General features: G+C 59.9%; 27 protein-coding genes. 18 read left to right on the top strand and 9 right to left on the bottom strand.

Annotated elements, in window-relative coordinates; genetic code table 11:
- Positions 1 to 124: 124 nt before the first annotated feature.
- Genes panB through panC form a run of 3 tightly spaced genes read left to right on the top strand, consistent with a single transcriptional unit; the run spans position 125 to position 2,406 of the window.
- Positions 125 to 916: a 3-methyl-2-oxobutanoate hydroxymethyltransferase gene (panB, locus tag BR41_RS10165; protein ID WP_035055853.1), complete on the top strand. Its 792-nt coding sequence runs from the start codon at positions 125 to 127 to the stop codon at positions 914 to 916.
- Positions 916 to 1,542, top strand: coding sequence for a transglutaminase-like domain-containing protein (locus BR41_RS10170; protein ID WP_035055854.1), 627 nt, complete (start codon positions 916 to 918; stop codon positions 1,540 to 1,542). The genes panB and BR41_RS10170 overlap by 1 nt, the downstream gene beginning before the upstream one ends.
- A gap of 24 nt (positions 1,543 to 1,566) precedes the next feature.
- Complete coding sequence (panC, locus tag BR41_RS10175; RefSeq protein WP_035055855.1) at positions 1,567 to 2,406, top strand: pantoate--beta-alanine ligase; 840 nt, start codon at positions 1,567 to 1,569, stop codon at positions 2,404 to 2,406.
- 43 nt (positions 2,407 to 2,449) lie between these two features.
- On the opposite strand, the gene BR41_RS10180 is transcribed toward panC, so the two are convergent.
- The 9 genes from BR41_RS10180 to BR41_RS10220 all read right to left on the bottom strand — a co-directional run bounded on the left by BR41_RS10180 (position 2,450) and on the right by BR41_RS10220 (position 12,283).
- Positions 2,450 to 3,973, bottom strand: coding sequence for a sensor domain-containing diguanylate cyclase (locus BR41_RS10180; protein ID WP_035055856.1), 1,524 nt, complete (start codon positions 3,971 to 3,973; stop codon positions 2,450 to 2,452).
- 93 nt (positions 3,974 to 4,066) lie between these two features.
- Complete coding sequence (locus BR41_RS10185; RefSeq protein WP_035055857.1) at positions 4,067 to 4,681, bottom strand: LysE family translocator; 615 nt, start codon at positions 4,679 to 4,681, stop codon at positions 4,067 to 4,069.
- Positions 4,682 to 4,968: 287 nt separating this feature from the next.
- Entirely contained in the window at positions 4,969 to 5,763 is a 795-nt protein-coding gene (locus tag BR41_RS10190; protein WP_035055858.1) for a thiazole synthase, read from the bottom strand.
- 114 nt (positions 5,764 to 5,877) lie between these two features.
- On the bottom strand, positions 5,878 to 6,081 hold the full coding sequence (gene thiS / locus BR41_RS10195; protein WP_035055859.1) for a sulfur carrier protein ThiS: 204 nt from the start codon (positions 6,079 to 6,081) through the stop codon (positions 5,878 to 5,880).
- A 91-nt stretch (positions 6,082 to 6,172) separates the two neighbouring features.
- On the bottom strand, positions 6,173 to 8,359 hold the full coding sequence (locus tag BR41_RS10200; protein ID WP_035055860.1) for a RelA/SpoT family protein: 2,187 nt from the start codon (positions 8,357 to 8,359) through the stop codon (positions 6,173 to 6,175).
- Positions 8,360 to 8,374: 15 nt separating this feature from the next.
- Positions 8,375 to 8,584 (bottom strand): DNA-directed RNA polymerase subunit omega, encoded by a 210-nt coding sequence (rpoZ, locus tag BR41_RS10205; protein WP_035055861.1) that lies wholly within the window; start codon positions 8,582 to 8,584, stop codon positions 8,375 to 8,377.
- A 159-nt stretch (positions 8,585 to 8,743) separates the two neighbouring features.
- The gene (gmk, locus tag BR41_RS10210; RefSeq protein WP_035055862.1) at positions 8,744 to 9,358 is read right to left on the bottom strand and encodes a guanylate kinase; all 615 of its coding nucleotides are present in this window, start codon (positions 9,356 to 9,358) and stop codon (positions 8,744 to 8,746) included.
- A 135-nt stretch (positions 9,359 to 9,493) separates the two neighbouring features.
- A complete protein-coding gene (locus BR41_RS25425; RefSeq protein WP_035055864.1) occupies positions 9,494 to 11,107 on the bottom strand; it encodes a flagellin N-terminal helical domain-containing protein in 1,614 nt (537 codons plus the stop codon).
- Positions 11,108 to 11,416: 309 nt separating this feature from the next.
- Positions 11,417 to 12,283: a YicC/YloC family endoribonuclease gene (locus tag BR41_RS10220; protein ID WP_035055865.1), complete on the bottom strand. Its 867-nt coding sequence runs from the start codon at positions 12,281 to 12,283 to the stop codon at positions 11,417 to 11,419.
- A gap of 102 nt (positions 12,284 to 12,385) precedes the next feature.
- Between BR41_RS10220 and BR41_RS10225 the strand changes: the two genes are divergently transcribed.
- The 15 genes from BR41_RS10225 (at position 12,386) to BR41_RS10295 (ending at position 22,805) form a co-directional block, all read left to right on the top strand.
- Positions 12,386 to 13,354 (top strand): serine/threonine protein kinase, encoded by a 969-nt coding sequence (locus BR41_RS10225; protein WP_035055867.1) that lies wholly within the window; start codon positions 12,386 to 12,388, stop codon positions 13,352 to 13,354.
- A 27-nt stretch (positions 13,355 to 13,381) separates the two neighbouring features.
- The gene (locus BR41_RS10230) at positions 13,382 to 14,290 is read left to right on the top strand and encodes a PP2C family protein-serine/threonine phosphatase (protein WP_035055868.1); all 909 of its coding nucleotides are present in this window, start codon (positions 13,382 to 13,384) and stop codon (positions 14,288 to 14,290) included.
- A gap of 217 nt (positions 14,291 to 14,507) precedes the next feature.
- Positions 14,508 to 15,224 carry a ribonuclease PH gene (rph, locus tag BR41_RS10235; RefSeq protein WP_035055875.1) on the top strand — a complete coding sequence of 239 codons (717 nt, stop codon included), beginning with the start codon at positions 14,508 to 14,510 and terminating at the stop codon, positions 15,222 to 15,224.
- 92 nt (positions 15,225 to 15,316) lie between these two features.
- Complete coding sequence (gene dusA, locus BR41_RS10240) at positions 15,317 to 16,375, top strand: tRNA dihydrouridine(20/20a) synthase DusA (protein ID WP_084186994.1); 1,059 nt, start codon at positions 15,317 to 15,319, stop codon at positions 16,373 to 16,375.
- Positions 16,372 to 17,004, top strand: coding sequence for a retropepsin-like aspartic protease family protein (locus BR41_RS10245; protein ID WP_035055877.1), 633 nt, complete (start codon positions 16,372 to 16,374; stop codon positions 17,002 to 17,004). The genes dusA and BR41_RS10245 overlap by 4 nt, the downstream gene beginning before the upstream one ends.
- 14 nt (positions 17,005 to 17,018) lie before the next feature.
- Complete coding sequence (rdgB, locus tag BR41_RS10250; protein WP_156970641.1) at positions 17,019 to 17,615, top strand: RdgB/HAM1 family non-canonical purine NTP pyrophosphatase; 597 nt, start codon at positions 17,019 to 17,021, stop codon at positions 17,613 to 17,615.
- On the top strand, positions 17,612 to 17,848 hold the full coding sequence (locus BR41_RS10255) for a hypothetical protein (protein ID WP_035055879.1): 237 nt from the start codon (positions 17,612 to 17,614) through the stop codon (positions 17,846 to 17,848). Before rdgB ends, BR41_RS10255 begins: the two co-directional genes overlap by 4 nt.
- A gap of 4 nt (positions 17,849 to 17,852) precedes the next feature.
- Positions 17,853 to 19,040, top strand: a complete 1,188-nt coding sequence (gene hemW / locus BR41_RS10260) for a radical SAM family heme chaperone HemW (protein WP_211251715.1) — start codon at positions 17,853 to 17,855, stop codon at positions 19,038 to 19,040.
- Positions 19,041 to 19,168: 128 nt separating this feature from the next.
- On the top strand, positions 19,169 to 19,474 hold the full coding sequence (locus BR41_RS10265; RefSeq protein ID WP_035055881.1) for an ElaB/YgaM/YqjD family protein: 306 nt from the start codon (positions 19,169 to 19,171) through the stop codon (positions 19,472 to 19,474).
- Entirely contained in the window at positions 19,474 to 19,845 is a 372-nt protein-coding gene (locus BR41_RS10270; protein ID WP_035055882.1) for a phage holin family protein, read from the top strand. The genes BR41_RS10265 and BR41_RS10270 overlap by 1 nt, the downstream gene beginning before the upstream one ends.
- A complete protein-coding gene (locus BR41_RS10275) occupies positions 19,842 to 20,147 on the top strand; it encodes a hypothetical protein (RefSeq protein ID WP_035055884.1) in 306 nt (101 codons plus the stop codon). The genes BR41_RS10270 and BR41_RS10275 overlap by 4 nt, the downstream gene beginning before the upstream one ends.
- A 70-nt stretch (positions 20,148 to 20,217) precedes the next feature.
- A complete protein-coding gene (gene rnk / locus BR41_RS10280; RefSeq protein ID WP_035055885.1) occupies positions 20,218 to 20,631 on the top strand; it encodes a nucleoside diphosphate kinase regulator in 414 nt (137 codons plus the stop codon).
- A gap of 181 nt (positions 20,632 to 20,812) precedes the next feature.
- Positions 20,813 to 21,196 carry a Rid family detoxifying hydrolase gene (locus BR41_RS10285; RefSeq protein ID WP_035055887.1) on the top strand — a complete coding sequence of 128 codons (384 nt, stop codon included), beginning with the start codon at positions 20,813 to 20,815 and terminating at the stop codon, positions 21,194 to 21,196.
- 98 nt (positions 21,197 to 21,294) lie between these two features.
- On the top strand, positions 21,295 to 21,981 hold the full coding sequence (gene trmB / locus BR41_RS10290) for a tRNA (guanosine(46)-N7)-methyltransferase TrmB (RefSeq protein WP_035055888.1): 687 nt from the start codon (positions 21,295 to 21,297) through the stop codon (positions 21,979 to 21,981).
- A 218-nt stretch (positions 21,982 to 22,199) separates the two neighbouring features.
- Entirely contained in the window at positions 22,200 to 22,805 is a 606-nt protein-coding gene (locus tag BR41_RS10295) for an LPP20 family lipoprotein (RefSeq protein ID WP_051710645.1), read from the top strand.
- Positions 22,806 to 22,820: the final 15 nt, after the last annotated feature.

The raw sequence follows: 22,820 nt of genomic DNA on the forward strand, positions 1-22,820 counted from the left end.
AAGCTCGATGATGCGCTGCACCACAAATGTGCGCATTCCGGTATCGGGTGAACGCAACCCTGTTCACCCGATCCGGCCCCGATACAGACTCAGCCCTCACCGCCAATTCCATGGAAGCCTGCCCATGAAAACAACGCTTTCCACCCTGCACAAGATGAAGCAGGACGGTCAGAAGATCGCCATGTTGACGTGTTACGACGCCAGCTTTGCCAGTTTGCTTTCAGATGCCGGCGTCGATGTTCTGCTGATCGGCGATTCGCTCGGCAACGTCATCCAGGGCAAGAGCAATACGCTCGCCGTGACGATGGAACAGATGATCTACCACACCGAATGCGTGGCGCGTGGCGCCAAGGATGCGTTGGTGCTGGCGGATATGTCGTTCGCCAGCTTCCAGCTCAGCCCGCAACAAGCATTCGAGAATGCCGCCAGGCTCATGGCGGCCGGTGCCGAAATGGTCAAGCTCGAGGGTGGCATGGTGATGGCGGAGACGATTGATTTCCTCGTCCAGCGCGGTATCCCGGTGTGCGAACACATTGGCTTCCAGCCGCAGTCGGTCAACGCCTATGGCGGTTACAAGGTGCAAGGCAAAAGTGCGACCGAAGCAGAAGTGCTCAAGCGCGATGCGTTGGCGCTGCAGGCCGCCGGGGCCGCCATGATTCTGATGGAGATGGTGCCAGCCCATGTCGCCAAGACCGTGACCGAGTCGCTGGCCATCCCGACCATCGGCATCGGCGCCGGCCCGGATTGTGACGGTCAGGTGCTGGTGCTGCACGACATGCTTGGCGTCTATCCAGGCAAGAAGGCCCGCTTTGTCCGGAACTTCATGCACGGCGCGAACAGCATCCAGTCCGCCGTCGAGTCATATGTGAAGGCCGTTAAATCTGGCGCGTTCCCTGCTGACGAGCACTGCTACTGATGAGTGCAACGCAAGATTTGACGCCGTTCCTCGCCGAGAGCGACATCGTTAATTTCAGCCAACCCGAAGTTGCCGCACTGGCGAAAACGTTGCGCCGCGCATCGCCCGAAGCCACCGCTCGCGCCTGTTTCGACTGGGTGCGTGATTCGATCCAGCATTGCGTCGACTTCCAGCGCGAGGAAGTCACCGTTTCAGCGGCCGAAGTGCTGCAGATCGGCACCGGGTTTTGTTATGCCAAAAGCCATCTGCTGGTCGCGCTATGCCGCGCCAATGGCATCCCGGCCGGATTTGGCTACCAACGGCTGACTTTCGATGGTCCCACCCCACCCTATTGCCTGCACGGCTTTGCGGCTGTCTGGCTGGAAGGGTTCGGCTGGTATCGTTGCGATGCACGTGGCAATCGGGCCGCAACCGCTGAGCGCTTGGGCATCGATTGCCAGTTCGACCCGCCACGCGAGAACCTGGCTTTCCCGATTGAGTATCCCGGCGAATGCACCTACCCGAATATCTGGCCGGAACCACTGCCTGAACTGATCCAACAACTGCAAGCCATGACGCGGGTTGCCGAGTATTACGCCAACCCCATCGACGTTGTTCCTGCTGACCACCATTCTGTTCCGGCCTGAGCGCCGCCTCTGTTGACCCCTACCATGCAAATCATCCACACCATTTCCGAACTGCGCGCCTGGCGCAAAACCGCTGGCACCGTCGCCTTCGTGCCGACCATGGGCAATCTGCATGCCGGCCATATGGCGCTGATCCGCGAGGCACGACAGCGCGCCGATCAAGTGGTGGTCAGCATCTTCGTCAACCGCCTGCAGTTCGGCCAGGGCGAGGACTTCGACCGCTATCCGCGCACGCTGGAAGCGGATGCCAAGCTGATCGAGGCCGAATGTGCCAATGCGATCGTGTTCGCGCCGGACGAGCGTGAGCTGTATCCACATGTGATCCAGCAATACAAGGTCGAACCGCCAGCGATTCAGGATGAACTCTGCGGCGCATTCCGCCCCGGCCATTTCCGTGGTGTGGCGACCGTTGTCACCAAACTGTTCAACTGCGTGCAGCCGGATGTGGCCTGTTTCGGCAAGAAGGACTACCAGCAGCTGTTCGTGATCCAGAGCATGGTCGAAGAGCTGAACATGCCGATCGACATCATCCCGGTCGATACCGGCCGCGCTGAAGATGGCTTGGCGCTGTCGAGCCGCAACGGCTATCTCTCTGCTGCCGAACGTGCCGAAGCGCCGCGCCTTTACTACCACTTGGCTCGCATGAAAAAGGCCATCCTTGGTGGCGAGCGCGATTACGCCAAACTCGCGGCGGAAGTGGTGGCTGATCTACGCATTCGTGGCTGGAGCGAGATCGATTATGTCGAAACCCGCAATGCCAAGACCCTCAAGCCGGCCACGCACACCGATCACGATCTGGTGATCCTGATCGCCGCACGGCTGGGCCGGACGCGTTTGATCGACAATCTGGAAGTGGCCTGCTGAGTCGCTGCTGTCGGTCAGCACAACTGACACACGTCGCCGAAACCTAACGCTCGTTCGAACCCGGCGCATCCCCACGCCGGGTTTGTTTTTGCTCATACATGCGCTGATCGGCCGCTTGCAGCACCGCTTGTTCGGTCGCGCCGTCTTCCGGATAGCGTGCCACGCCGTAGCTCGCGCCGACCTGCAGTGAGTTTCCTTCCCAACTGATCGGCGTGAGCATGGCGCGGCGCATGCGATCCAGTATTTCCGTTTCGCGTTCAGCGCTGAGTTCGCCCGGTAGCAGCAGTGCGAATTCATCGCCGCCCCAGCGCGCCAGCGTGTCATTGACCCGCACGTGCCGGCTTAGCCGTTCCGCGACCTTCTTGAGCACGTAGTCGCCCGTATCGTGACCATATTCATCGTTGATGGGCTTGAAGCGATCCAGATCGAGAAAGATCAGCGCACAGGGTGTGCCGTCGGCCACGTGCCGCTCCAGCGCCATATCCAGCGAGCGGCGATTGGCGAGCCCGGTGAGGGGGTCGTGCGCGGCAAGGTGGGCGAGTTTGTCGGCTTCGCGCTGCAGTGTCCGCCGTCGTGCGTGCAGCAGTTTGGCGATGCCAACGAGCGCCAGCAGCAACGGCAGCAGGGTGGCAAGCAGAATCCCGAATGTAGGCGGGTCGAAGTTTTCCCAACCGAGCTGCCACTGCGTTTTCAACACATAGGGCTGCGAAGCACTGGGGATGCGCGAAGTGAGCGTCAGTCGCGGTAGCCAGCGCTGTTCAAGCGGGCTGCGCGGTTGATGGTCCAGCTCGAACAGCTTGGCGGCTTCATTATCGGCGTAATGAACGACGATACGCAGGCCGGGCGGCAACAGGCGCGGGTCTGGTTCCAGCGAGCTGGTTTTGATCACTACACCCACGTAGAAGCGCGCCGGGTTGGCCGTATGGCGATCGATGCCGAGTTGTTCGAAGCCCGCCGGGCGAGTCATGCCATAGGCCCAGTCGCCTTCGACCAGCCGGAATGGTTCTGTGGCGACCGGCGCATCGCTTGTGCCGGATCGCCTGGGGGAACGCAGGAACCGGTTGAAATCCACATCGAGGCCAAGGATTTGCTCGCTGCCGGGCCGCATCGGCTCCATGAATACGATCGGGTAGTAGTCGTCGCGTTTGGGCAGGGGCTCGATCTGGCGGGCGCCGTTGTCACTGAATGCGTGCACGGTGAAGCCCGGATTGCCCAGCAAACGCATCGCCTGCGTGAAGCGTTCCAGTTCGCCGGCCGGAACACGCCGGATCAGCTGCAGGCTGTACAGGTGTGGGTAGCGGGCAAGCAGCTTGCGAGCGTACAGGCGGTCCAGCTCGAATGAGCGGGTTTGCGGGTTGCTCTGGAAGGCGGCAAAGGTTTCCAGCGCCGTATCTGCCCCGGCGAACTGATACCAAAGCCGGTCTTGCAACGCTTGGTGCAGGCGTTGATGGCTGAGCTGGGACTGGCTGATGGCGTAGTTTGCGTAAAACCCGAGTGCGCTGACTGCCAATAGCAACCAGCCCAGCACGATGGCCACGTAAACGAGATGTTGCCGGACAAAACGCATGGCAAAAGTCCGGAAGGGGACTTTATCAGCATACGCTTACCCTGCGGCGGCGAGCGATAGGACAAAGCCTGACGCGCGGGGGAGATGCGATGACTATCTGCGCGCCAGTGCCAACACGCCGCCTACGGCAAAGAACGCACCGCCGCAACCGCGATTGAACAGGCGAACCCGTCCCGGATGACGCAACCAGTTGGCCAGCTGTGTGCCGCCGGCCGCGTAAGCGACTTGCCACACGCTTTCGATGACGAAGAAGGTGCTCAGCAGCACGACCCATTGATGGCCTTGCGGCAGGTGCGGATCAATGAACTGCGGCAGGAACGCGCCCGCGAACAGGATGGCTTTCGGGTTGGAGAGCGCCACGGTCAAGCCGGTGCGGTAGCGGCTCCACGAGGCATCGCTTTTGGCTTGCGGCAAGGCGAGCGACTCGCCGGCGCGCCAGCATTGCACGCCGAGATACACCAGATAGGCCGCGCCGACCAGTTTCATGATCAGGAACAGTGTGGCCGATGCGGCCAGGATCGCCGCTAGGCCGAATGCCGACAAGGTGAACAGCAGCGCCAGCCCGGTCAGTGCACCGGCCATGGTGGCGAGGGTGGCACGCCAGCCATAACGGGTGCCGTGGCTCAGCATCAACAGCATGTTCGGGCCGGGGGTGGCCGAGATGAACAGCGTGGTGGCGACGAAGGCAAACCAGATTTCGGGGCGCATGTGGATTCTCCTTGGAGCGGCTGCGATGCTTGGGACGGTCGGCCGGTTACTGACTTTGCGCCGCAGTGTTGCGCCCGTCGAGTAGCAGTTTCTGCCGTAGTCGGGCGCAACAGTATGCCAACGTCAAAATCTTGGCGTTAGGCGAGGTTTGATAGCGCCCTGTTCGATCGTGCAACGCCGCGAAGAAAACCCAGCGTAGCGGTGCTGGCTAGGCGTGCGAAGCGCAGACAGTACTATTCGTACGGCAGGCGAGCACAACAACGCCAGCAGGGTTTTATTCGTGGCGTTTATTTCGTGCCGCTGATCAGGCCGGTGATCGGGCTGGACGGATCACCGCTATACAACTTCTTCGGCACGCGCCCGGCCAGGAAGGCGTCGCGACCGGCTTCGACGGCCAGCTTCATTGCCCGTGCCATGCGGATCGGATCACGTGCACCGGCAATCGCCGTGTTCATCAGGATGCCATCGCAGCCCAGCTCCATGGCGATGGCCGCATCCGATGCAGTACCGACGCCCGCGTCGACGAGTACCGGCACCTTGGATTGCTCGATGATCAGGCGCAGGTTCCACGGGTTGAGGATGCCCATGCCGGAGCCGATCAGCGACGCCAGCGGCATGATGGCGCAACAGCCGATCTGTTCCAGCTCACGGGCAATAATCGGGTCATCCGAGGTGTAGACCATGACGTCGAAACCTTCTTTCACCAGTACTTCAGCCGCCTTGAGGGTTTCGCGCACGTTGGGGTAGAGCGTCTGTGGGTCGCCCAGCACTTCCAGCTTCACCAGCGTGTGGTCATCCAGCAGCTCACGGGCTAGGCGCAGCGTGCGGATCGCATCTTCAGCGGTGTAGCAGCCGGCGGTATTGGGCAGGTAGGTGAACTCGGATGGCGGCAGGTAGTCGAGCAGGCTGGGCTGGCTGGCATCCTGACCGATATTCACGCGGCGGATGGCGACGGTAATGATCTCTGCGTCGGATTCGTCAATGGCGCGACGGGTTTCGTCGAAATCCTTGTATTTGCCAGTGCCGACCAACAGGCGGGAGGAATAGGTCTTGCCGGCGATCTGGAAGGTATCGGTGGTCATGGTGTGCTCACAGCGACATGAAAATAAATGGTAGGAGCGAGCTTGCTCGTGATGGCTGGCTCACGTCGAGAGGGCTATCGCGAGCAAGCTCGCTCCTGCAGGGAATGGATGGATTTAGCCGCCGCCGACGGCAACGACCAGCTCCAGCCGGTCGCCATCGTTCAGGGTGGTTTCGGCGTGCTGGCGCTTGGGAACGATCTCGCCGTTCACTTCGACGGCAAAGCGTTTGCCAATCAGTTCAAGTTGCTCGGCCAGGGTCGCGACGGAAAGCGCGGCAGGGAATTCACGGCGTTCGCCATTGATGAAAAGCTGGATCACGGGCGGGCTCGGGTGGGGCTGTCGAAGCGAAATATATTAACACGCGATGCGGGCGCGATATGGCGGCGGCCCTGACGTTCAGCGGCTTGGCTCAAGCCCGCGTGCGTTGAATCCGGTAGACGTTTTCCAGCGCGCGCAATCCACGCAGGATGCGGGCCAAGTGCTGTCGGTTGGAGACCTGCAGCGTGAACTGGATCTGCATGTAGCGCTGATCTTCGTCTTCCGGTTCTTGCGTCGAGACGGCGGCGATATTGGCGTCGTGCTCGGCAATGGCGGCGGCGATGGTGGCCAGTGCGCCACGGGCGTTGTCGACCAGTACGCGGATGGGTACGTCGAACAGGCGCGAGACTTCCGGGTCCCATTCCACATCGATCAGCTTGTCGGCATCGACCCGGCCCTTGGAGAGCACCGGACAGTCGTGGGTGTGAATGATCAAGCCCTGATCTTTCTTCACCAGACCCAGAATCGGGTCGCCGGGGATCGGGTTACAGCAGCGGGCGAACTGGATCGCCATGCCTTCGGTGCCGCGAATGGTGACGGCCGGGCCTTTCTTGCTGGATGGCGATTCTTCCTGCCATTGGCCGGCCAGCTGTGCCAGCCGCTTGGTGACGACGACCGCCAGCCGTTTGCCCAAACCAATATCGGCCAGTACGTCATTGCGTGATTTGACGCCGTTCTCGCGCAGGTATTTGTCCCAAACCTCGTCGGTCACGCTTTGGCTGGGCAGATGCAGCGTGGATAGTGCATTGAGCAGCAGGCGTTCACCCAACTGTACTGAATCCTCGAAACGCATGCTCTTGAGGAAGTGGCGAATATGGCCGCGTGCCTTGCCGGTAGTGACGAAGGTCAGCCAGCTCGGGTTCGGCTTGGCATGGGCGGCGGTGACGATCTCGACCTGATCGCCGTTCTTGAGCTTGTAGCGCAACGGCACCAGCTCGTGATTGATCTTGGCGGCAATGCAGCGGTCGCCGATGTCCGAGTGCACGGCGTAGGCGAAGTCGACGCAGGTCGCGCCTTGCGGCAGATTGAGAATCTTGCCCTTGGGCGTGAACACATAGACCTGATCCGGGAACAGGTCGACCTTGATGTGTTCGAGGAATTCGATCGCGTCGCCGGAGTCGGTTTGCAGTTCCAGCAGCGATTGCAGCCACTGGTGGGTTTTCTGCTGCACATCCGAAAAGCTGTCGTCGCCGCTCTTGTACATCCAGTGGCTGGCGACACCGGCATCGGCGATGCGGTGCATGTCTTGCGTGCGGATCTGGATTTCGATCGGCGTGCCATACGGCCCGAACAGCGTGGTGTGCAAGCTCTGATAGCCATTCGATTTCGGAATGGCGATGTAATCCTTGAACTTGCCGGCAATGGGCTTGTATAGGGCGTGCAGCGAGCCGAGCGTGAGGTAACAGGTCGGGACGTCCTTCACGATCACGCGGAAGGCGTAGATATCGAGTACTTCGGAGAACGAGAGCTGCTTCTCCTGCATCTTGCGGTAGATGCTGTTGAGGTTCTTCTCGCGCCCGGAAACACTGGCTTCGATGCCGACGTCAGCCAGCTTGTGTTTGATGCCATCGAGAATCTTGCTGACCACCTCTCGGCGATTGCCACGCGCGGCCTTGAGCGCCTTTGCCAGCACGCCGTGGCGGCGCGGATGCAGATACTTGAACGAGAGATCGTCCAGTTCCTGATAGACCGCGTTCAGGCCGATGCGATTGGCAATCGGCGCATAGATATCCATGGTTTCGCGGGCGATGCGCTTTTGCTTGTCCGGCCGCATCGCATCCATGGTGCGCATATTGTGCAGCCGGTCGGCGAGCTTGATCAGCATTACGCGGACATCACGCGCCATTGCCAGCAGCATCTTGCGGAAGTTCTCCGCTTGCGCCTCTTCCTTGCTCTGGAATTCGAGCTTGTCGATTTTCGACATGCCATCGACGAGTTCAGCGACTGGCTTGCCGAACTTCTCGGTGATTTCCAGCTTGGAAACTCCGGTGTCTTCCATCACGTCATGCAGGAGCGCGGCGGCCAAGGCTTGTGCGTCCAAATGCCAGGCGGTGAGGATGCCGGCGACCGCCAGCGGGTGCGAGATATACGGCTCGCCCGATTGGCGTGTCTGACCGCGGTGCGCTGCTTCGGAAAAAACAAAAGCCCGGGACAGCATGTCGCGGTCCTCGGGCTTCAGGTATTGCGTGTCGTCGATCAGGAAGCGGTTGGCAGCGTCCAACACTTGCGGCGCAATGGCTGCAAGTTCCGGAACATCATGCGCTGCCAGCGCGGCCATACGACGACCGGACGGTTACGTCCGATTCCGAACCAGCAGTTCGCGGCCAACCAGACCGGCGGCAACTTCGCGCAAGGCCAGTACGGTGGACTTGTCGCGACCCGGATGATCGACTTGCGGCGTGGAGCCATTGGCAATCTGGCGCGCGCGGTAGGCGGCCACGAGAGTCAGGTCGAAACGGTTATCGATGTTGTGCAGGCAATCGTCAACAGTGACACGGGCCATTTTGAAACTCTCCAAAAAAACAGCGCCGCCCGCGGGCGGCGAAAGCAATATTCTAACAGAGCTGGGGGGTATTTCGGGTATCGATCGATCAGACCTTGGTCGATCCGTCAATCGGTGCCATCGGCCAAGTGAGCTCGACCGACGGCTGCGCAGCCCGCTTCAGCCTTTCAGGCTGGCGATCAGCGCGGTGTGCCGGGCGGATTGGCGCGGTAGTTTCAGGCGCTCGGCGCGGACAACGCTGACGATGTCACGCACGGCTTCATCGATGTGTTCATTGACAATCACGTAGTCGAATTCGTCCACGTGGCTGATTTCCTCGCGCGCCGCTGCCATGCGGCGGGCGATGATCTCATCGCTATCCTTGCCGCGGTTGCGCAAGCGCGTTTCCAGCACTTCGACGGAAGGGGGCAGAACAAAGAGGCCGATCGATTGCGGAAACAGGCGGCGGACTTGCTGCGCGCCTTGCCAATCGATTTCGAGCAGGATGTCGCGGCCATTGGCGATCACCTCATTGATCCACACTTGGGAAGTGCCGTAGTAATTACCGTACACCTCGGCGTGTTCGAGCAGCTCGCCGGCGTTGATCATCCGTTCGAACTCGGCGCGTTCGACAAAGTGATAATCCTTGCCGTTGACTTCGCCGGCGCGCGGCGCGCGCGTGGTGAATGAAACCGATAGCTGCACGTTTTGATCGGCGGCGAGCAGCGCCGCAACCAGCGTGGTTTTGCCTGCGCCCGAAGGTGCGGTGACCACGAAGATATTGCCTTTGGCCATGCGTGAAAAACTCGTTGGAAAACTAAATTGCAGGGTAGCACATTCGCGCGGCACTGAAAGCCGATGTGCTTATCAATGGGCGCAGGGATGAAAAAAGGGGACGGCGTACCGTCCCCTGACTTGCGTTTTGCCCGCTTACTTGAGCAGCGATAGCACCTGCTGTGGCAACTGGTTGGCTTGGGCCAGCATCGCGGTCCCTGCCTGTTGCAGGATTTGCGAGCGGGTCAGGTTGGCCGTTTCCGCGGCGAAGTCGGTATCTTGAATCCGGCTTCGGGCGGCGCTGAGGTTTTCCGACGTCGTTGCCAGGTTCGAGATCGTGGCCGAGAAGCGGTTTTGCAGCGCACCGAGTTTCGCGCGTTGGTCATTGATCGATGTCAGCGCGTCGTCGACGATCCGCAGCGCTTGGGTCGCGCCTTCCACGGTTGAGGTGTCGAGGCTTTGCACGGTCTTGATGTCGGCCTGGTAAGAGGTGCCCGAGGCAAAGACTGAACCGGTAGCTGCCCCGGCGGCGGTAAACATGACGCCCGAGGCAAACGACGCGCCGCTGGTTGTGATGGCGTAGGAGTTCTCTGAATTCAGTACCACCTGACCCGCAAAGGCGACACTGCCTGTGGCGCCGGCGTTGAATATCGAGCTGGCTTTCAGGTGCTGATTCGCGCCTTGTGAGGTGACCGGGTCGAAGTTCCAGCCGCTGACCGCGCCGCCGAAGCCGCTGGCCGCGCCGCTGGCCGAACTGAGGACGATATTGGAGCCATCGCCGTTCGTCAGCTTGATCCCGTACGTGGTGGTGCCGTTCGGATCCTTGAAGGTATCGAGCTGAGCGGTCACGCCGGTTTGCGATGATCTGGCGTTAAAGGCCGCAATCGCTTGCTGGTAATCATTTCCGATGGGGGTGCCGCCACCAGCAGCAGTGACCGAGAAGGAGACGGATTGGAATGTCGAGCTCTTGGAGGCGACTGCTAGCGTATAGCTGCCGGACCCCATCGAAATGACGGTCTCGGTGGTGGCGGTGGCTTTGACGCCGGTGTTGGCCTGATTGATCTTGGCCGCAATGTCACCGGCCATATCGGTGCCGGACACCGAAATGCTGACGCCGTTAATGCTGAACGTGCCGCTGCTGGTGACCGCGTCACCGGCCACGTTGACAATGCCGCTGCCGCCCGCTGCGTAAGTTGCCGCGCCGGTTACAAAGTTGCTGGTTGCCGCAGTGCCGGTACCGTTGCCGTCGCCGATCTGATACGTGCCGTATTGGTTCGTACGCAGGTTGGCGGTCGTTGCGGTGATGGTTTCATTCGCATTGGCACCGACCTGGTAGACCGCGGCGCTGAATGTGCCGTCAAACAGCTTCTGGCCGTTGAACTGTGTGGTCTGGGCAAAACGATCCAGTTCCGACGTCAGCTGCGTGACTTCCGAGTTGATGGCTTGGCGGTCGGAGTCGGAGTTGGTGGCGTTGGCCGATTGCACCGCCAGTTGGCGGATACGTTGCAGCAGGTCCGTCATCTGGCCCAGTGCGCCTTCACCGGTTTGCGCCAGTGAAATGCCATCGTTGGCGTTGCGCTGTGCCTGACCGTCGCCGTTGATCTGCGAGGTCATGCGCTGGGAGATCGCGAGGCCGGCGGCGTCGTCCTTGGCGCTGTTGATGCGCAAGCCTGAGGATAGGCGCTGCAGGGAAGTGTGAAGACTGTCCTGCGACCTATCCAGATTGATCTGCGCATTCAGCGAAGCGATGTTCGTATTAATGACTTGCATCTCAGTCGTCCTTTCGAGATGGGCAGCGCGACGGGTGCGATTACGTGGTCCGGTCGGTCGAGCAGCCTTTTTTCATAAACGGGGCGTTGTCACAGGTGACGCCCTGGCTGACGGTGCACGTAGCAAGCCGCGTGCCAGCCATGTAAATGGCATGAACGGTCGATTTCGAGGTGTTTTCGGCCTGTTCGTGAGGTGCGGCAAGGCAGGGGCGGCAAAGCTTGCCGCACAGGTGGCGATGTCTGCCGGGAGGGCGCAATGAAAAAGCCGCCAGAAACGGCGGCTTTTTGTGAGGCGATCGATGCCCGATGGTTATTCGATGTTCTGAATCTGCTCGCGCATCTGCTCGATCAATACCTTGAGCTCGATCGACGTGCGTGCGCTCTCGACGGCGGCCGCCTTGGAACCCAGCGTATTGGCTTCGCGGTTGAGCTCTTGCATCAGGAAATCCAGCCGTTTGCCGGTCGCCCCGCCTTTCTTGAGGATGCGGCGGACTTCGTCGAGATGGGTGATCAGGCGTGTGAGCTCTTCATCCACATCGACTTTCTGTGCGAACAGCACGATTTCCTGTCGTACGCGTTCGTCATCGAGTGTGCCGAGGGCTTCAAGCAGGCGGGCTTTGATTTTGGCTTCGTAATCACTCACCAGCTGCGGTACGCGTGGCTTGATGTCGGTGATCAGCGCTTCCATGCCAGCGACGCGATCACTGAGATGGGCTTTCAGTTTTTCACCTTCGCGGCCACGGCTGGCGTTGAAATCGGCGATGGCGACTTCCAGTAGCTCCAATGCGGCGGCTTGCAGGGATTCGGCTTCTGGCGTTTCCTGGCTCAACACGCCGGGCCAGCGTAGCAGCTCGCCCAGCTTCAGTTCGCCACCGCTCGGTGCCAGGGCTTGTGCTTCTTGTGCGACGGCGAGCAGTTGCTGTAGCAGTTCCCGATTGAGTTCCAGCTTGCCAGCCAGACCCGCTTGCACGTTGAAATTGATCCGGCATTCCACTTTGCCGCGGCTGACGGTGCCGCCAACTTTCTCGCGAATCGTGCCTTCAAGTGCACGCAGTTCCTCTGGCAACCGCAGCGTCAGATCGAGGAAGCGGTGATTGACGGCGCGCAGCTCGACGCTGAGCGTACCGCCCGGCAGCTCGCGCTGGGCGATGGCATAACCGGTCATGCTGAAGATCATTCGAGTTCTCCGAGGAGCGGGGCGATCTTTACTTTCAAAGGACCGCCGCCCACAATGCTTTCAAAGTCCCGAGTATAACGGCAAGCACGCACAATCCCACGAATGCCGCTACCTAGTAATCAACCGCTTCCACGCGGCTACCAACTTCTCAATTACACCGTCGCCAAGCTCCTTTCAGCTGGCGGCTTTTCCATTGTCTATCTCGCCCACGACGAGAACGACTATCCGGTTGCAATCAAGGAATACCTGCCCAATTCACTCGCTTTGCGTAAGGAAGGCGAGCGCGTGGTGGCCAGCAGCGAAGAAAACCTCGCGCTATTTCGGCACGGTCTGAAGTGTTTCTTTGAAGAAGGCAAAACGCTCGCGCATATCCAGCACCCGAATATCGTGCGCGTGCTCAATTTCTTCCGCTCCAATGAAACCGTCTACATGGTCATGGAATACGAGCGCGGGCGAACCTTGCAAAAGGAAATCCAGCTCAAGCATGGTCGTGAAGGTGTTGAGGAAAAGCTGATTCGCAGCGTGTTCTATCATCTGCTCAACGGCCTGCGCGAAGTCCATCTGAACAAACTGCTGCATCTGGATATCAAGCCGGCCAATATCTATATCCGCAAGGATGGCTCGCCGGTATTGCTCGATTTCGGTTCGGCCCGCCAGACGCTCACGCAAGAACACAATCGCCTCACCCCGATGTACACGCCGGGCTTTGCCGCGCCGGAGCAATACAACAAGAAAGAAACGCTGGGGCCGTGGACGGATATCTACGGCATTGGCTCATCAATGTTCGCCTGCATTACCGGCACTGCCCCGCAGCCGGCGGATCAGCGGCTGAAAGAAGACAAGCTATTCGATTTGCGCGACCGGTATGGCGATCGTTACTCGCCGGAATTGCTCGACTTGATCTGGCAATGCCTGTTGCTCGATGCGACCGAGCGGCCACAAAGCGTGCCGCAGCTGCAAAAATCCTTGCTGGAACCGGCATCGCCGCCGGCCAGAAAACCAGGCTTGGTGCGAACGCTCAAGCGGACCTGGCAAACGCTGACTGCCCGGCCAGCGCCACCTTCACAATAAGAAGAACACTGACGGAAGACTAAAACCGTGAAATTCACTGTTTACCAGGACAGCCGCACCGGCGGACGCAAATACAATCAGGATCGTCTCGGCTATTCGTATAGCCGCAATGCGCTGCTTTTGGTGGTCGCCGATGGCATGGGCGGCCATTTGCACGGTGAAGTGGCCGCGCAGATTGCCGTCGAGCTGATTACCGATCAATTCCAGAAAAAGGCACTGCCGGCACTGGATGACCCGCAACGCTTCCTGCTGGATGCCTTCCAGCGTTGCCACGAAGCCATTTACAACTACGCCGCCAATAACCAGCTGCTGGAAATCCCGCGTACGACCTGCGTGGCAGCGGTAGTGCAAGATGGCGTGGCGTATTGGGCGCACTGTGGCGATTCACGTCTTTACCTTGTGCGCGGCAACAAGATCGTCAAGCAGACACGCGACCATTCCAAAGTGCGGAAAATGGTCGAGGAAGGCAAGATCACGGCGCAAGAAGCCCTGAGCCATCCGGAAAAGAACAAGATCTACTCCTGTATCGGCGGCGCATTCCCGCCGGAAATCGACCTCGGCGGCCGGATTGCGCTGAATGATGGCGATACGCTGCTGCTCTGCTCCGACGGCTTCTGGGGCACGCTGGACGAGTCGGACATGATCCATTTTCTCGGTGCCTTCCCGGTATTGTTCGCGATTCCGCAACTGATGGATCGGGCTGAGCTCAGTGGTGGCAAGTTCGGCGACAACCTCTCTGCGCTGGGCATCAACTGGCACGATGATCAGCAAGAGCTGGGCGAAAGCGATAGCCAGATTTCGACGCAACGCCTTGATCAGAACACCATTACCACCCACGTCGACCCCATCGATGCCAAGGCGGCCGAGTTCACCGAAGAAGACATCGAGAGCGCCATCGCCGAAATCCAGGCGGCGATTGCCAAGTACTCCAAATAGCCCTGCGTGAAGGCCGGCCAGCTACGCACGGATTCTGGTGCTCTGGCCGGCGAACCCCGTATTCCCTTGGCTATGCAGGGCCTTGGTGTTGGCCTATCCGGGCGCGCCATCGCTGGATGCGTTGATCCTGAGCTTGGCCGTTGCGTGTGATCCGGCCCGGAGGTTGAGGCGCATGCCGCTATAATCAGCCGATTCGTCGACACTCAGGATTCACCCTATGCGCCCATCCGGCCGTACCCCCCAGCAGCTGCGCCCCGTCAAACTCACCCGCAACTACACCTGCCACGCCGAAGGCAGCGTGCTGGTGGAGTTTGGCGATACCAAGGTGATCTGCACCGCCACGGTCGAAGAAAACGTGCCGCCGTTCCTCAAAGGCAAAGGACAGGGCTGGGTAACGGCCGAGTACGGCATGCTGCCGCGTTCGACTGGTGGACGCATGAAGCGCGAAGCGGCGCAAGGCAAGCAGAGCGGGCGTACACAGGAAATCCAGCGCCTGATCGGTCGTTCCTTGCGCGCAGTGGTTGATATGAAGGCGCTTGGCGAGCGGCAGATCGTGCTCGATTGCGACGTGATCCAGGCTGACGGCGGTACGCGTACGGCCAGCATTACTGGTGCATTTGTCGCATTGTCCGATGCCATTGCCGGCCTGATCGCTGCCGGCAAGCTCACCGCCAGCCCGATTCGCGAACACGTCGCCGCTGTATCGGTTGGCGTTTATCGGGGGTCGGCCGTACTTGATCTGGACTACCCGGAAGATTCGGACTGCGAAACCGATATGAATGTGGTGATGACCGGTTCCGGGCGCTTCATCGAAATCCAGGGTACGGCGGAAGGTGAACCGTTCTCGCGCGATGAGATGAGTGCGCTGCTGGATCTGGCCGATGCCGGTATTCGCGAACTGATTGTGTTGCAGAAACAGGCGCTGGCTGGCTGAGTTTGTGTCGTCGCAATGACTGCCGGCGCGAAGTGAGTTCCAGCCCGCCGCCGACCGGGCCGATTTGACCGCCCTGCCGCCTACAACGGAAAATGCGTTCGCGCCCGCCGGTAGTTTCTCGGCGGGCCATTTTATTTTCTGCTGCCAGGTTTCCTCGCGTGAATATCCCAAGCCCCTCCCGCCGCTTCTGCATTGCCCCCATGCTGGATTGGACCGACCGCTTCTACCGTCGCTTCGCGCGTGAACTCACACGCGATGCCTGGCTGTATACCGAGATGGTCAACACCGGGGCGATTATCCACGGCGACCGGATGCGGCAGTTGCGTTTCGACGACATCGAAAACCCGCTGGCGCTGCAGCTGGGCGGCTCCGAGCTGGCTGATCTGGCCCGCTGCGCCAAGATTGCCGAGGACTGGGGCTACGATGAGGTGAATCTGAATGTCGGCTGCCCGTCCGAGCGCGTGCAGTCCGGCAGCTTTGGCGCTTGCCTGATGCTGGAGCCAACGCTGGTGTCCGATTGTGTGAAAGCGATGCGCGATGCGTGTTCGATCGACGTAACGGTCAAGCATCGGATCGGCATCGATGCGGTCGAGGACTATGGCTTCCTGTTGAATTTTGTCGCGGAAGTGCATGAGGCGGGCTGCAACACCTTTATCGTTCACTCGCGCAATGCCATCCTCAAAGGCCTGAGCCCGAAGGAAAATCGTGAAATTCCGCCGCTCAAATATGATTATGTCTATCGGTTGAAGCGGGATATGCCGCAGTTGGAAATCATCATCAATGGCGGCATTGATACCCATGAGGCGGCGCTTGGCCATTTACCGTATGTCGATGGCGTAATGATCGGCCGTGAGGCGTACCATAATCCATGGATGCTGGCCGAGGTCGATGCGCGTTATTACGGGCGAGATTGGCAGCCGGCAGGTCGGGCCGATGCAATGCGGGCATTACGCGGCTTTGTGGAAAACGAACTGGCCGATGGTGTGCCGCTTCGCTTGATCGCTCGCCATGTGCTTGGCTTGTTCCAAGGGGTGCGGGGCGCACGCAATTGGCGGCGGACCTTATCAGACTCAAAACAACTAAAAGATGCCGGTTGGCCTTTGATTGAGGCCGCCCTGGCTGAAATCGAAACTGTCGAGGATGGAGCATGAAAAAAAATTCGTTGTTGTGGGGCGTGCTACTGGCCGTGTCGCTATGGACTGGGGTGGCGCTGGCCGACGACGTCACACTGATCGGGCTGCTGGGTGGCAAGGCCATGTTCAAGATCAACGGCAAGCAGCAGCTGCTTACGGTCGGTCAGCAGGTCGGACAGGTTAAATTGCTGCGGCTGGATTCGGAGAAAGCCGAAATCCAGGTGGGTGATGCGACACGAACGCTGCATTTGGGTGAAGGCTATGTATCGAGTGTCAGCGGCGGTAGCCTGACCTTGACGGCGGATGCTGCCGGCCATTACTTCACTGAAATTCATATCAACGGGGCTACTTCCAAAGCGATTGTCGATACGGGTGCCACTTATTTATCGATGTCCGAAGCCACGGCCAAAAGTTTGCACATCAGCTATCTGGATGGCCGCCAGTCGGCGACCAAGACGGCAAATGGCCTGGCGAAAGTTTGGCTGGTGCAGCTGCCGCGCGTCGATGTCGGCACGATTGCACTGTTTGACGTCGCGACGGCGGTGATCGAGGGCAATGCACTTGATATCACGCTGGTAGGCACTTCGGTGCTGAGCCGTTTTCAAGTCAAATACGACAGCAACATGATGACGCTGACCAAAAAGTAGCCCGTGAAGAGTAATTGATGAAACGCATTGTTCTCGCCAGCAATAACGCCGGCAAATTGAAGGAATTCAGTCGTCTGTTTGCCCAGCTTGATATCCAGATCGTGCCGCAGGGCGAGCTTGGCGTGACGGAAGCCGAAGAGCCGTTTGATACCTTTGTCGAAAATGCACTCACCAAAGCAAGGCATGCTAGCCGGGCGACGGGTTTGCCGGCATTGGCTGACGATTCCGGTATCTGCGTCCCGGCACTGGGTGGCGCGCCGGGCGTGTATTCCGCCCGCTTCGCGGGTGAGCCGAAATCGGATGCGCGCAATAACGAGAAGCTCGTTACCGAACTCTCGGGTAAACAAGATCGGCGCGCGTGGTATTACGCTGCACTGGTGCTGGTGCGCCATGCCGATGACCCGCAACCGCTGATCGCCGATGGCATATTGATTGGCGAGGTGCTTGATGCCCCGCGCGGCGACGGTGGGTTCGGCTACGACCCTTACTTTCTGGTGCCGCAATTTGGCAAAACCGCGGCCGAACTTGATCCTGACGAAAAAGCCGCCATCTCACACCGAGGCAAGGCGCTGCGTGCGCTCTTGGAAAAGTTGAAGGAAACCGGCTTGTGAGCAGTCAGGAAGAAACCCGTTGGGCCAAGTGGTGTCGTGATGACGGATCGGTCGTCTCTTGCACCGAGAAAGTCAAAGTGATGAACGAGAACCTCGACGAGCTGTTGCAAGTCGCTCAGGACTTGTTCGAGGATGGCCTCCTGATGGAGGTCTCCGAAGACCAGATGAAAAACGTGTTGCACGCGCTGGTCGAGAAGTTGCACAACCCCTACGCCAAATCGGCCAAGCAATAAGCCAATGTCTACCATCGCCATGCCGGTCGGCCGCAGCAACTGGGGCCTGACCGCGCTTCCGCCGCTCGCGCTGTATATCCATTTCCCTTGGTGCGTGAAGAAGTGCCCCTATTGCGACTTCAATTCGCATGCCCAGAAAAACGGCTTGCCGGAAGCGGAATACATCGAAGCGTTGCTGCGCGACCTGGAAACCTGTTTGCCGCTCATCTGGGGGCGGCCGGTCACCAGTATCTTCATGGGCGGTGGCACGCCCAGCCTGTTTTCTGCTGAGGCGATCGATACCTTGCTCGCCGGCATTCGCGCCCGCGTAAAGCTGTTGCCGGATGCGGAAATCACGCTGGAAGCCAATCCAGGCACGTTTGAATCCGACAAGTTCGCTGGCTATCGGGCTGCAGGCGTCAACCGGCTTTCGATCGGCATCCAGAGTTTCAACCCCCAGCATCTGCAAGCGCTAGGGCGTATCCATAACGACGACGAAGCGCGCCGCGCCGTCGAGATCGCGCATCAGCATTTCGATAACTTCAACCTCGATATCATGTATGCGCTGCCGCAGCAGACGCTTGAGCAGGCGCTCTCCGATATCGACGCTGCCATTGCTTGCCGCCCGACGCACATCAGCGCCTACCACCTGACGCTTGAACCCAACACGCTGTTCCATCGCTACCCGCCGCCATTGCCGGATGATGACTTGGCGGCGGATATGCAGGACGCCATCGAGGCTCACTTGGCCGCTGCTGGTTACGAGCATTACGAAACCAGCGCCTTCGGCCAGTCTGGGCGGCGTGCCCGGCATAACCTCAACTACTGGACGTTCGGTGACTACCTGGGTATCGGCGCCGGTGCCCACGCCAAGATCAGCTTCCCGGACAAGATCATTCGCCAGATGCGCTACAAGCAGCCCGGCGAATATCTGCAGCAAATGGCCGCTGGTAGCGCGGTGCAAACCGAAGAAGCCGTGACGCAGGCGCAATTACCGTTCGAGTTCATGCTGAATCTGCTGCGGCTGACCGATGGTTTTGATCTGGCGCTCTTCACTGAGCGCACTGGCTTGCCGGTCACGCGTGTCGTGCACGAGATCGAACGCGCAGTGGCAGATGGTCTGCTTGAGCGCACGCTGAATCATGTGCGCCCGACCGAACGGGGCCGGCGTTTTCTGAATACCTTGCTGGAACGGTTTCTGGCTGAGTCTTGACGCCAGATTTCTGCCAGCCATTATAAGAAAAGTCTTAAAATTTCACTTTCTGCAAGATTTACGCTTGGAGATTGTCGAAAATATCCGACAATGGACAGTTCACATCGCTCATTTTCCGGGAGAAAGCCATGACGACTGCCAACACTGAAACCGAGTTGATCGACGACCTGCGCACCGTGCTCAACGACACGGAAAGCCTGTTGCAATCCGCAACTGGCGAGCAAGGCGACAAAGCGCGTGCCCTGCGCGAGCGTATTACCGCCAATCTGAAAGACGCAAAGGCCAAGCTGATCGAAACCGAGCGTTTGGTCGCAAATAAGGCCAAGGCAGCGGCCAAGGCGACCGACGAATACGTACACGAAAACCCGTGGCAATCCATCGGCATCGCAGCCGGCGTCGGCTTCCTGCTGGGCTTGCTGGTATCCCGCCGCTAATGAGCGACAACGCTTCGCACCCCGGGTTGGCGCAGCGCTTGGCCGCCAATCTGGTTGGCTTGGCGCATAACCACCTCTCGCTATTCAGCATCGAACTGGAAGAAGAGCGCGAGCGTTTGCTTGGCATGCTCTTGCTGGGTTTGATCGGCGTCGTCGTTATCGCGTTGAGCTTGGTGCTGCTGTCGATTGCGCTGGTGTGGTGGGTGGATGTCGCCCAACGTGGTGTCGCCATTCTGGCACTGGGCGTGTTCTACCTGCTGGCCGGCGCCGCTTGCCTGCTTGTGGTGCGCAATCAAGTGGCGCGCGCCCCCAAGCCCTTCGCCGCAACGCTGAACGAGCTGCGCAAGGACAAGGAGCAATTCCTGCCATGAGTTCCGCCCGCAAGCAGCTCAGAGCATTGAAAAAAGAAGCGCTCCAGTTGCAAGCCGATAGTTATCGGCTGCAGCTGGCCCAGGATTGGGAAACGCTACGTTCGCCGTTCAAAAAGGGTTTGGCCATGCGTGGCCTGCTTGGCGCGTTTGGCAGCCCGCACGGCTTTGGTGACTGGGCCGCGAGCCTGTTGTCGCAAGGCCGCTTCAACTGGATTGCCCGCGTTTTGCCGCTGGCCATGACGGGTTGGCGCATTGCCAAGCTGGCTCGTCGCTGGTTTGCCCGTGCCGATCGCGACCGTTGATTTGGTCGCTCCCCGTACCACCCTTGTTTGACCGCTCGCGCTTGAATCCCTGAATTGAGGAGTACCTGTGATGTCGGCTCTACCGTCGATAACGATTTCCAGCCTGGACTACGACCGGCTGACCAGCCTGATCGAATCGGTCTCCGCTCGTGATTTTCCGGGGATCACTACGCTGGAAAACGAGCTGGAGCGGGCTGATGTCGTCGAGCCATCTGCCATGCCGGCTGACGTGGTCACCATGAACAGCCGGGTACGTGTTGTCGATGCTGCCACGGGCGAAGAACGCGAACTGACCCTCGTCTACCCGCGTGATGCCAATTTTGAACAAGGCCAGATCTCGATTCTTGCGCCGGTCGGTTCGGCGCTGCTGGGATTGTCGGTCGGCCAGAGCATTGCCTGGCCGGTGCCGGGTGGCAAGGAAACGCAAGTTACCGTGCTCGCCATCACTTACCAGCCGGAAGCCGCGGGCGATTTGCATCGTTGATCCGCATTTCCAATGCATCCCACCCATCAAACGGCCTGCCAGTCACCTGAGCAGGCCGTCTTGTTTTGTGCTGCGGTGCGGCACCCTCAAAACCGGCTGGAAGTGTGCCTGCCATACCGCCGTCCGACCGATTACAATCGGCAAGTCCAATTATTTCGCGCCCTTGCGCCCCGGAGACCTCATGAGCAAATCCATCATCCATAGCGACAGCGCCCCGAAGGCGGTCGGCACTTATTCGCAAGCGGTCAAGGTGGGCGATACCGTCTACTTGTCTGGCCAGATCGGGCTCGACCCGGTCAGCAACGTGCTGGTCGATGGTTTCGAAGCGCAAACGCACCAGGTATTCAAGAATCTGCGCGCCGTGGCGCAGGCGGCTGGTGGTGATCTATCGGACGTCGTGAAGCTTGGCGTGTTCGTGGTCGATCTGGCCAACTTTGCCAAACTGAACGAAATCATGGGCGAATACTTCAGCGCGCCGTTCCCGGCTCGTGCCGCGATTCAGGCGGCTGCGCTGCCCAAGGGGGCGTTGGTTGAGGCGGACGCGGTGTTGGTGCTGACGAAATAAGCATTCGACTACAGGTATAATCCAGTCCATCGTTCGAACCGAGCGCCGCTTTTTGCGGCGCTCGGCGTTTCAGGATTTGGATTTCGCTGGATTTCGTCATGGACAACCCACACTACATGCGCCGTATCCGCAGCTTCGTGCTGCGCCAAGGCCATCTTTCCGCTGGTCAGGAGCGTGCCCTCAACGAGTTTGGCCCGCGTTTCTGCATTCCCTATGCGAACGCGCCGCTCGATCTCGATGCCGCCTTCGGTCGTCACGCGCCGCGTGTGCTGGAGATCGGCTTTGGTATGGGGCAGGCCACGGCGGAAATCGCTGCTGGCCGGCCCGATACCGATTTCCTCGGCGTCGAAGTCCACACGCCCGGCGTCGGTAGCCTGTGCAAATTGATCGGCGAGCAGTCGCTCACCAATATCCGCATCGTGCAGCACGACGCTGTCGAAGTGCTCGAACACATGCTGCTGCCAGCCTCGCTCGATGGTGCGCATATCTACTTCCCCGACCCATGGCACAAGAAGCGCCATAACAAGCGGCGGCTGGTCCAGCCGGCTTTCGTGGCGCAACTGGTGTCGCGCATCAAGCCGGGCGGCTACCTGCATCTGGCGACCGATTGGGAAGACTATGCGATCCAGATGCTGGAGGTGCTGTCTGCCGAGCCGCAGCTGGAAAACACCGCCGATGGCTACGCGCCCCGCCCCGACTACCGGCCGCTGACCAAGTTCGAGAATCGTGGCATCAAGCTCGGTCATGGAGTTTGGGACTTGGTGTTCAAGCGTCGCGCTGGCTGACTGTATGACGAGCGACTAGACTCGCACTATTGCGAGCGGCCAATAAAAGCTGCCTGGCGTTGTTCCGCAGTCTTGCCGTACTTGAAGTACTGTCTACGACTGCGCGCCTAGCCAGGCAACTTTTCTTGGCCGCTCTCAGCCGAGGATGCCTGTTTCCATATGCAAGAGATTTGCGTGGAGATGCGCCGAGGCCACTTCGATTTGCCGGAGAAAATCCCATGATTCAGCGCGTACTCCTCTTGTCGCTGCTAGCGGCCGCCTTGGCTGGCTGCAGCTGGTTCAAGCCCGGCGGCTCGTCGGCCCAGGCGGCCGGCGCACAGCAAACACCCGTCATGTTGCCAAGCCGTGTGACGGCGGTCGGTTACGGCGCATTGCCAAACATGGATGGCTACACCATGGCGCAACGCCGTTTGCTGGCGATGCGCGCCTCCAAGCTTGATGCGCTACGCGCCTTGGCGGAAACCGTGCACGGGGTGCGGATCACCGGCCAGAGCACCGTCGCCGCGCTGACACTGCAAAATGACAGCTTCCGCTATTACATCGACGCCTACTTGCGCGGCGCACGCGTACTCACGATCAACCCGCTGCCGGACGGGGCCTACGAAACCGTGGTCGAGCTGCAATTGAGCCCGGATTTCTATCGCGATGCCGGTATGGCCCAACAAGGACTGCAAATTGAGTCGCCGCGGGTCGATGGCCAGCCCAACCCGGATATTCCTTCAACGGCCCCTGCAGCTACCGCGCCAGCGGCACAGGCTGCGCCGGTTGCCCCGCAGCCGGTATCTGTGGCGTTGCCGGCAAACAACTTCTACTACGCACGCTGAGGCCGGGGATGCCCC

Source organism: Andreprevotia chitinilytica DSM 18519 (genome assembly GCF_000711875.1).
Lineage (GTDB): Bacteria > Pseudomonadota > Gammaproteobacteria > Burkholderiales > Chitinibacteraceae > Andreprevotia > Andreprevotia chitinilytica.

Excerpts from the sequence above, each read along its gene's own strand:
- panB (WP_035055853.1), top strand. The coding sequence starts at position 125 with ATGAAAACAACGCTTTCCACCCTGCACAAGATGAAGCAGGACGGTCAG.
- BR41_RS10170 (WP_035055854.1), top strand. The coding sequence starts at position 916 with ATGAGTGCAACGCAAGATTTGACGCCGTTCCTCGCCGAGAGCGACATC.
- panC (WP_035055855.1), top strand. The coding sequence starts at position 1,567 with ATGCAAATCATCCACACCATTTCCGAACTGCGCGCCTGGCGCAAAACC.
- BR41_RS10180 (WP_035055856.1), bottom strand. The coding sequence starts at position 3,973 with ATGCGTTTTGTCCGGCAACATCTCGTTTACGTGGCCATCGTGCTGGGC.
- BR41_RS10185 (WP_035055857.1), bottom strand. The coding sequence starts at position 4,681 with ATGCGCCCCGAAATCTGGTTTGCCTTCGTCGCCACCACGCTGTTCATC.
- BR41_RS10190 (WP_035055858.1), bottom strand. The coding sequence starts at position 5,763 with ATGACCACCGATACCTTCCAGATCGCCGGCAAGACCTATTCCTCCCGC.
- BR41_RS10200 (WP_035055860.1), bottom strand. The coding sequence starts at position 8,359 with ATGGCCGCGCTGGCAGCGCATGATGTTCCGGAACTTGCAGCCATTGCG.
- rpoZ (WP_035055861.1), bottom strand. The coding sequence starts at position 8,584 with ATGGCCCGTGTCACTGTTGACGATTGCCTGCACAACATCGATAACCGT.
- gmk (WP_035055862.1), bottom strand. The coding sequence starts at position 9,358 with ATGGCCAAAGGCAATATCTTCGTGGTCACCGCACCTTCGGGCGCAGGC.
- BR41_RS25425 (WP_035055864.1), bottom strand. The coding sequence starts at position 11,107 with ATGCAAGTCATTAATACGAACATCGCTTCGCTGAATGCGCAGATCAAT.
- BR41_RS10220 (WP_035055865.1), bottom strand. The coding sequence starts at position 12,283 with ATGATCTTCAGCATGACCGGTTATGCCATCGCCCAGCGCGAGCTGCCG.
- BR41_RS10225 (WP_035055867.1), top strand. The coding sequence starts at position 12,386 with ATGCCGCTACCTAGTAATCAACCGCTTCCACGCGGCTACCAACTTCTC.
- rph (WP_035055875.1), top strand. The coding sequence starts at position 14,508 with ATGCGCCCATCCGGCCGTACCCCCCAGCAGCTGCGCCCCGTCAAACTC.
- dusA (WP_084186994.1), top strand. The coding sequence starts at position 15,317 with ATGCGTTCGCGCCCGCCGGTAGTTTCTCGGCGGGCCATTTTATTTTCT.
- BR41_RS10245 (WP_035055877.1), top strand. The coding sequence starts at position 16,372 with ATGAAAAAAAATTCGTTGTTGTGGGGCGTGCTACTGGCCGTGTCGCTA.
- hemW (WP_211251715.1), top strand. The coding sequence starts at position 17,853 with ATGTCTACCATCGCCATGCCGGTCGGCCGCAGCAACTGGGGCCTGACC.
- BR41_RS10265 (WP_035055881.1), top strand. The coding sequence starts at position 19,169 with ATGACGACTGCCAACACTGAAACCGAGTTGATCGACGACCTGCGCACC.
- BR41_RS10270 (WP_035055882.1), top strand. The coding sequence starts at position 19,474 with ATGAGCGACAACGCTTCGCACCCCGGGTTGGCGCAGCGCTTGGCCGCC.
- BR41_RS10275 (WP_035055884.1), top strand. The coding sequence starts at position 19,842 with ATGAGTTCCGCCCGCAAGCAGCTCAGAGCATTGAAAAAAGAAGCGCTC.
- rnk (WP_035055885.1), top strand. The coding sequence starts at position 20,218 with ATGTCGGCTCTACCGTCGATAACGATTTCCAGCCTGGACTACGACCGG.
- BR41_RS10285 (WP_035055887.1), top strand. The coding sequence starts at position 20,813 with ATGAGCAAATCCATCATCCATAGCGACAGCGCCCCGAAGGCGGTCGGC.
- trmB (WP_035055888.1), top strand. The coding sequence starts at position 21,295 with ATGGACAACCCACACTACATGCGCCGTATCCGCAGCTTCGTGCTGCGC.
- BR41_RS10295 (WP_051710645.1), top strand. The coding sequence starts at position 22,200 with ATGATTCAGCGCGTACTCCTCTTGTCGCTGCTAGCGGCCGCCTTGGCT.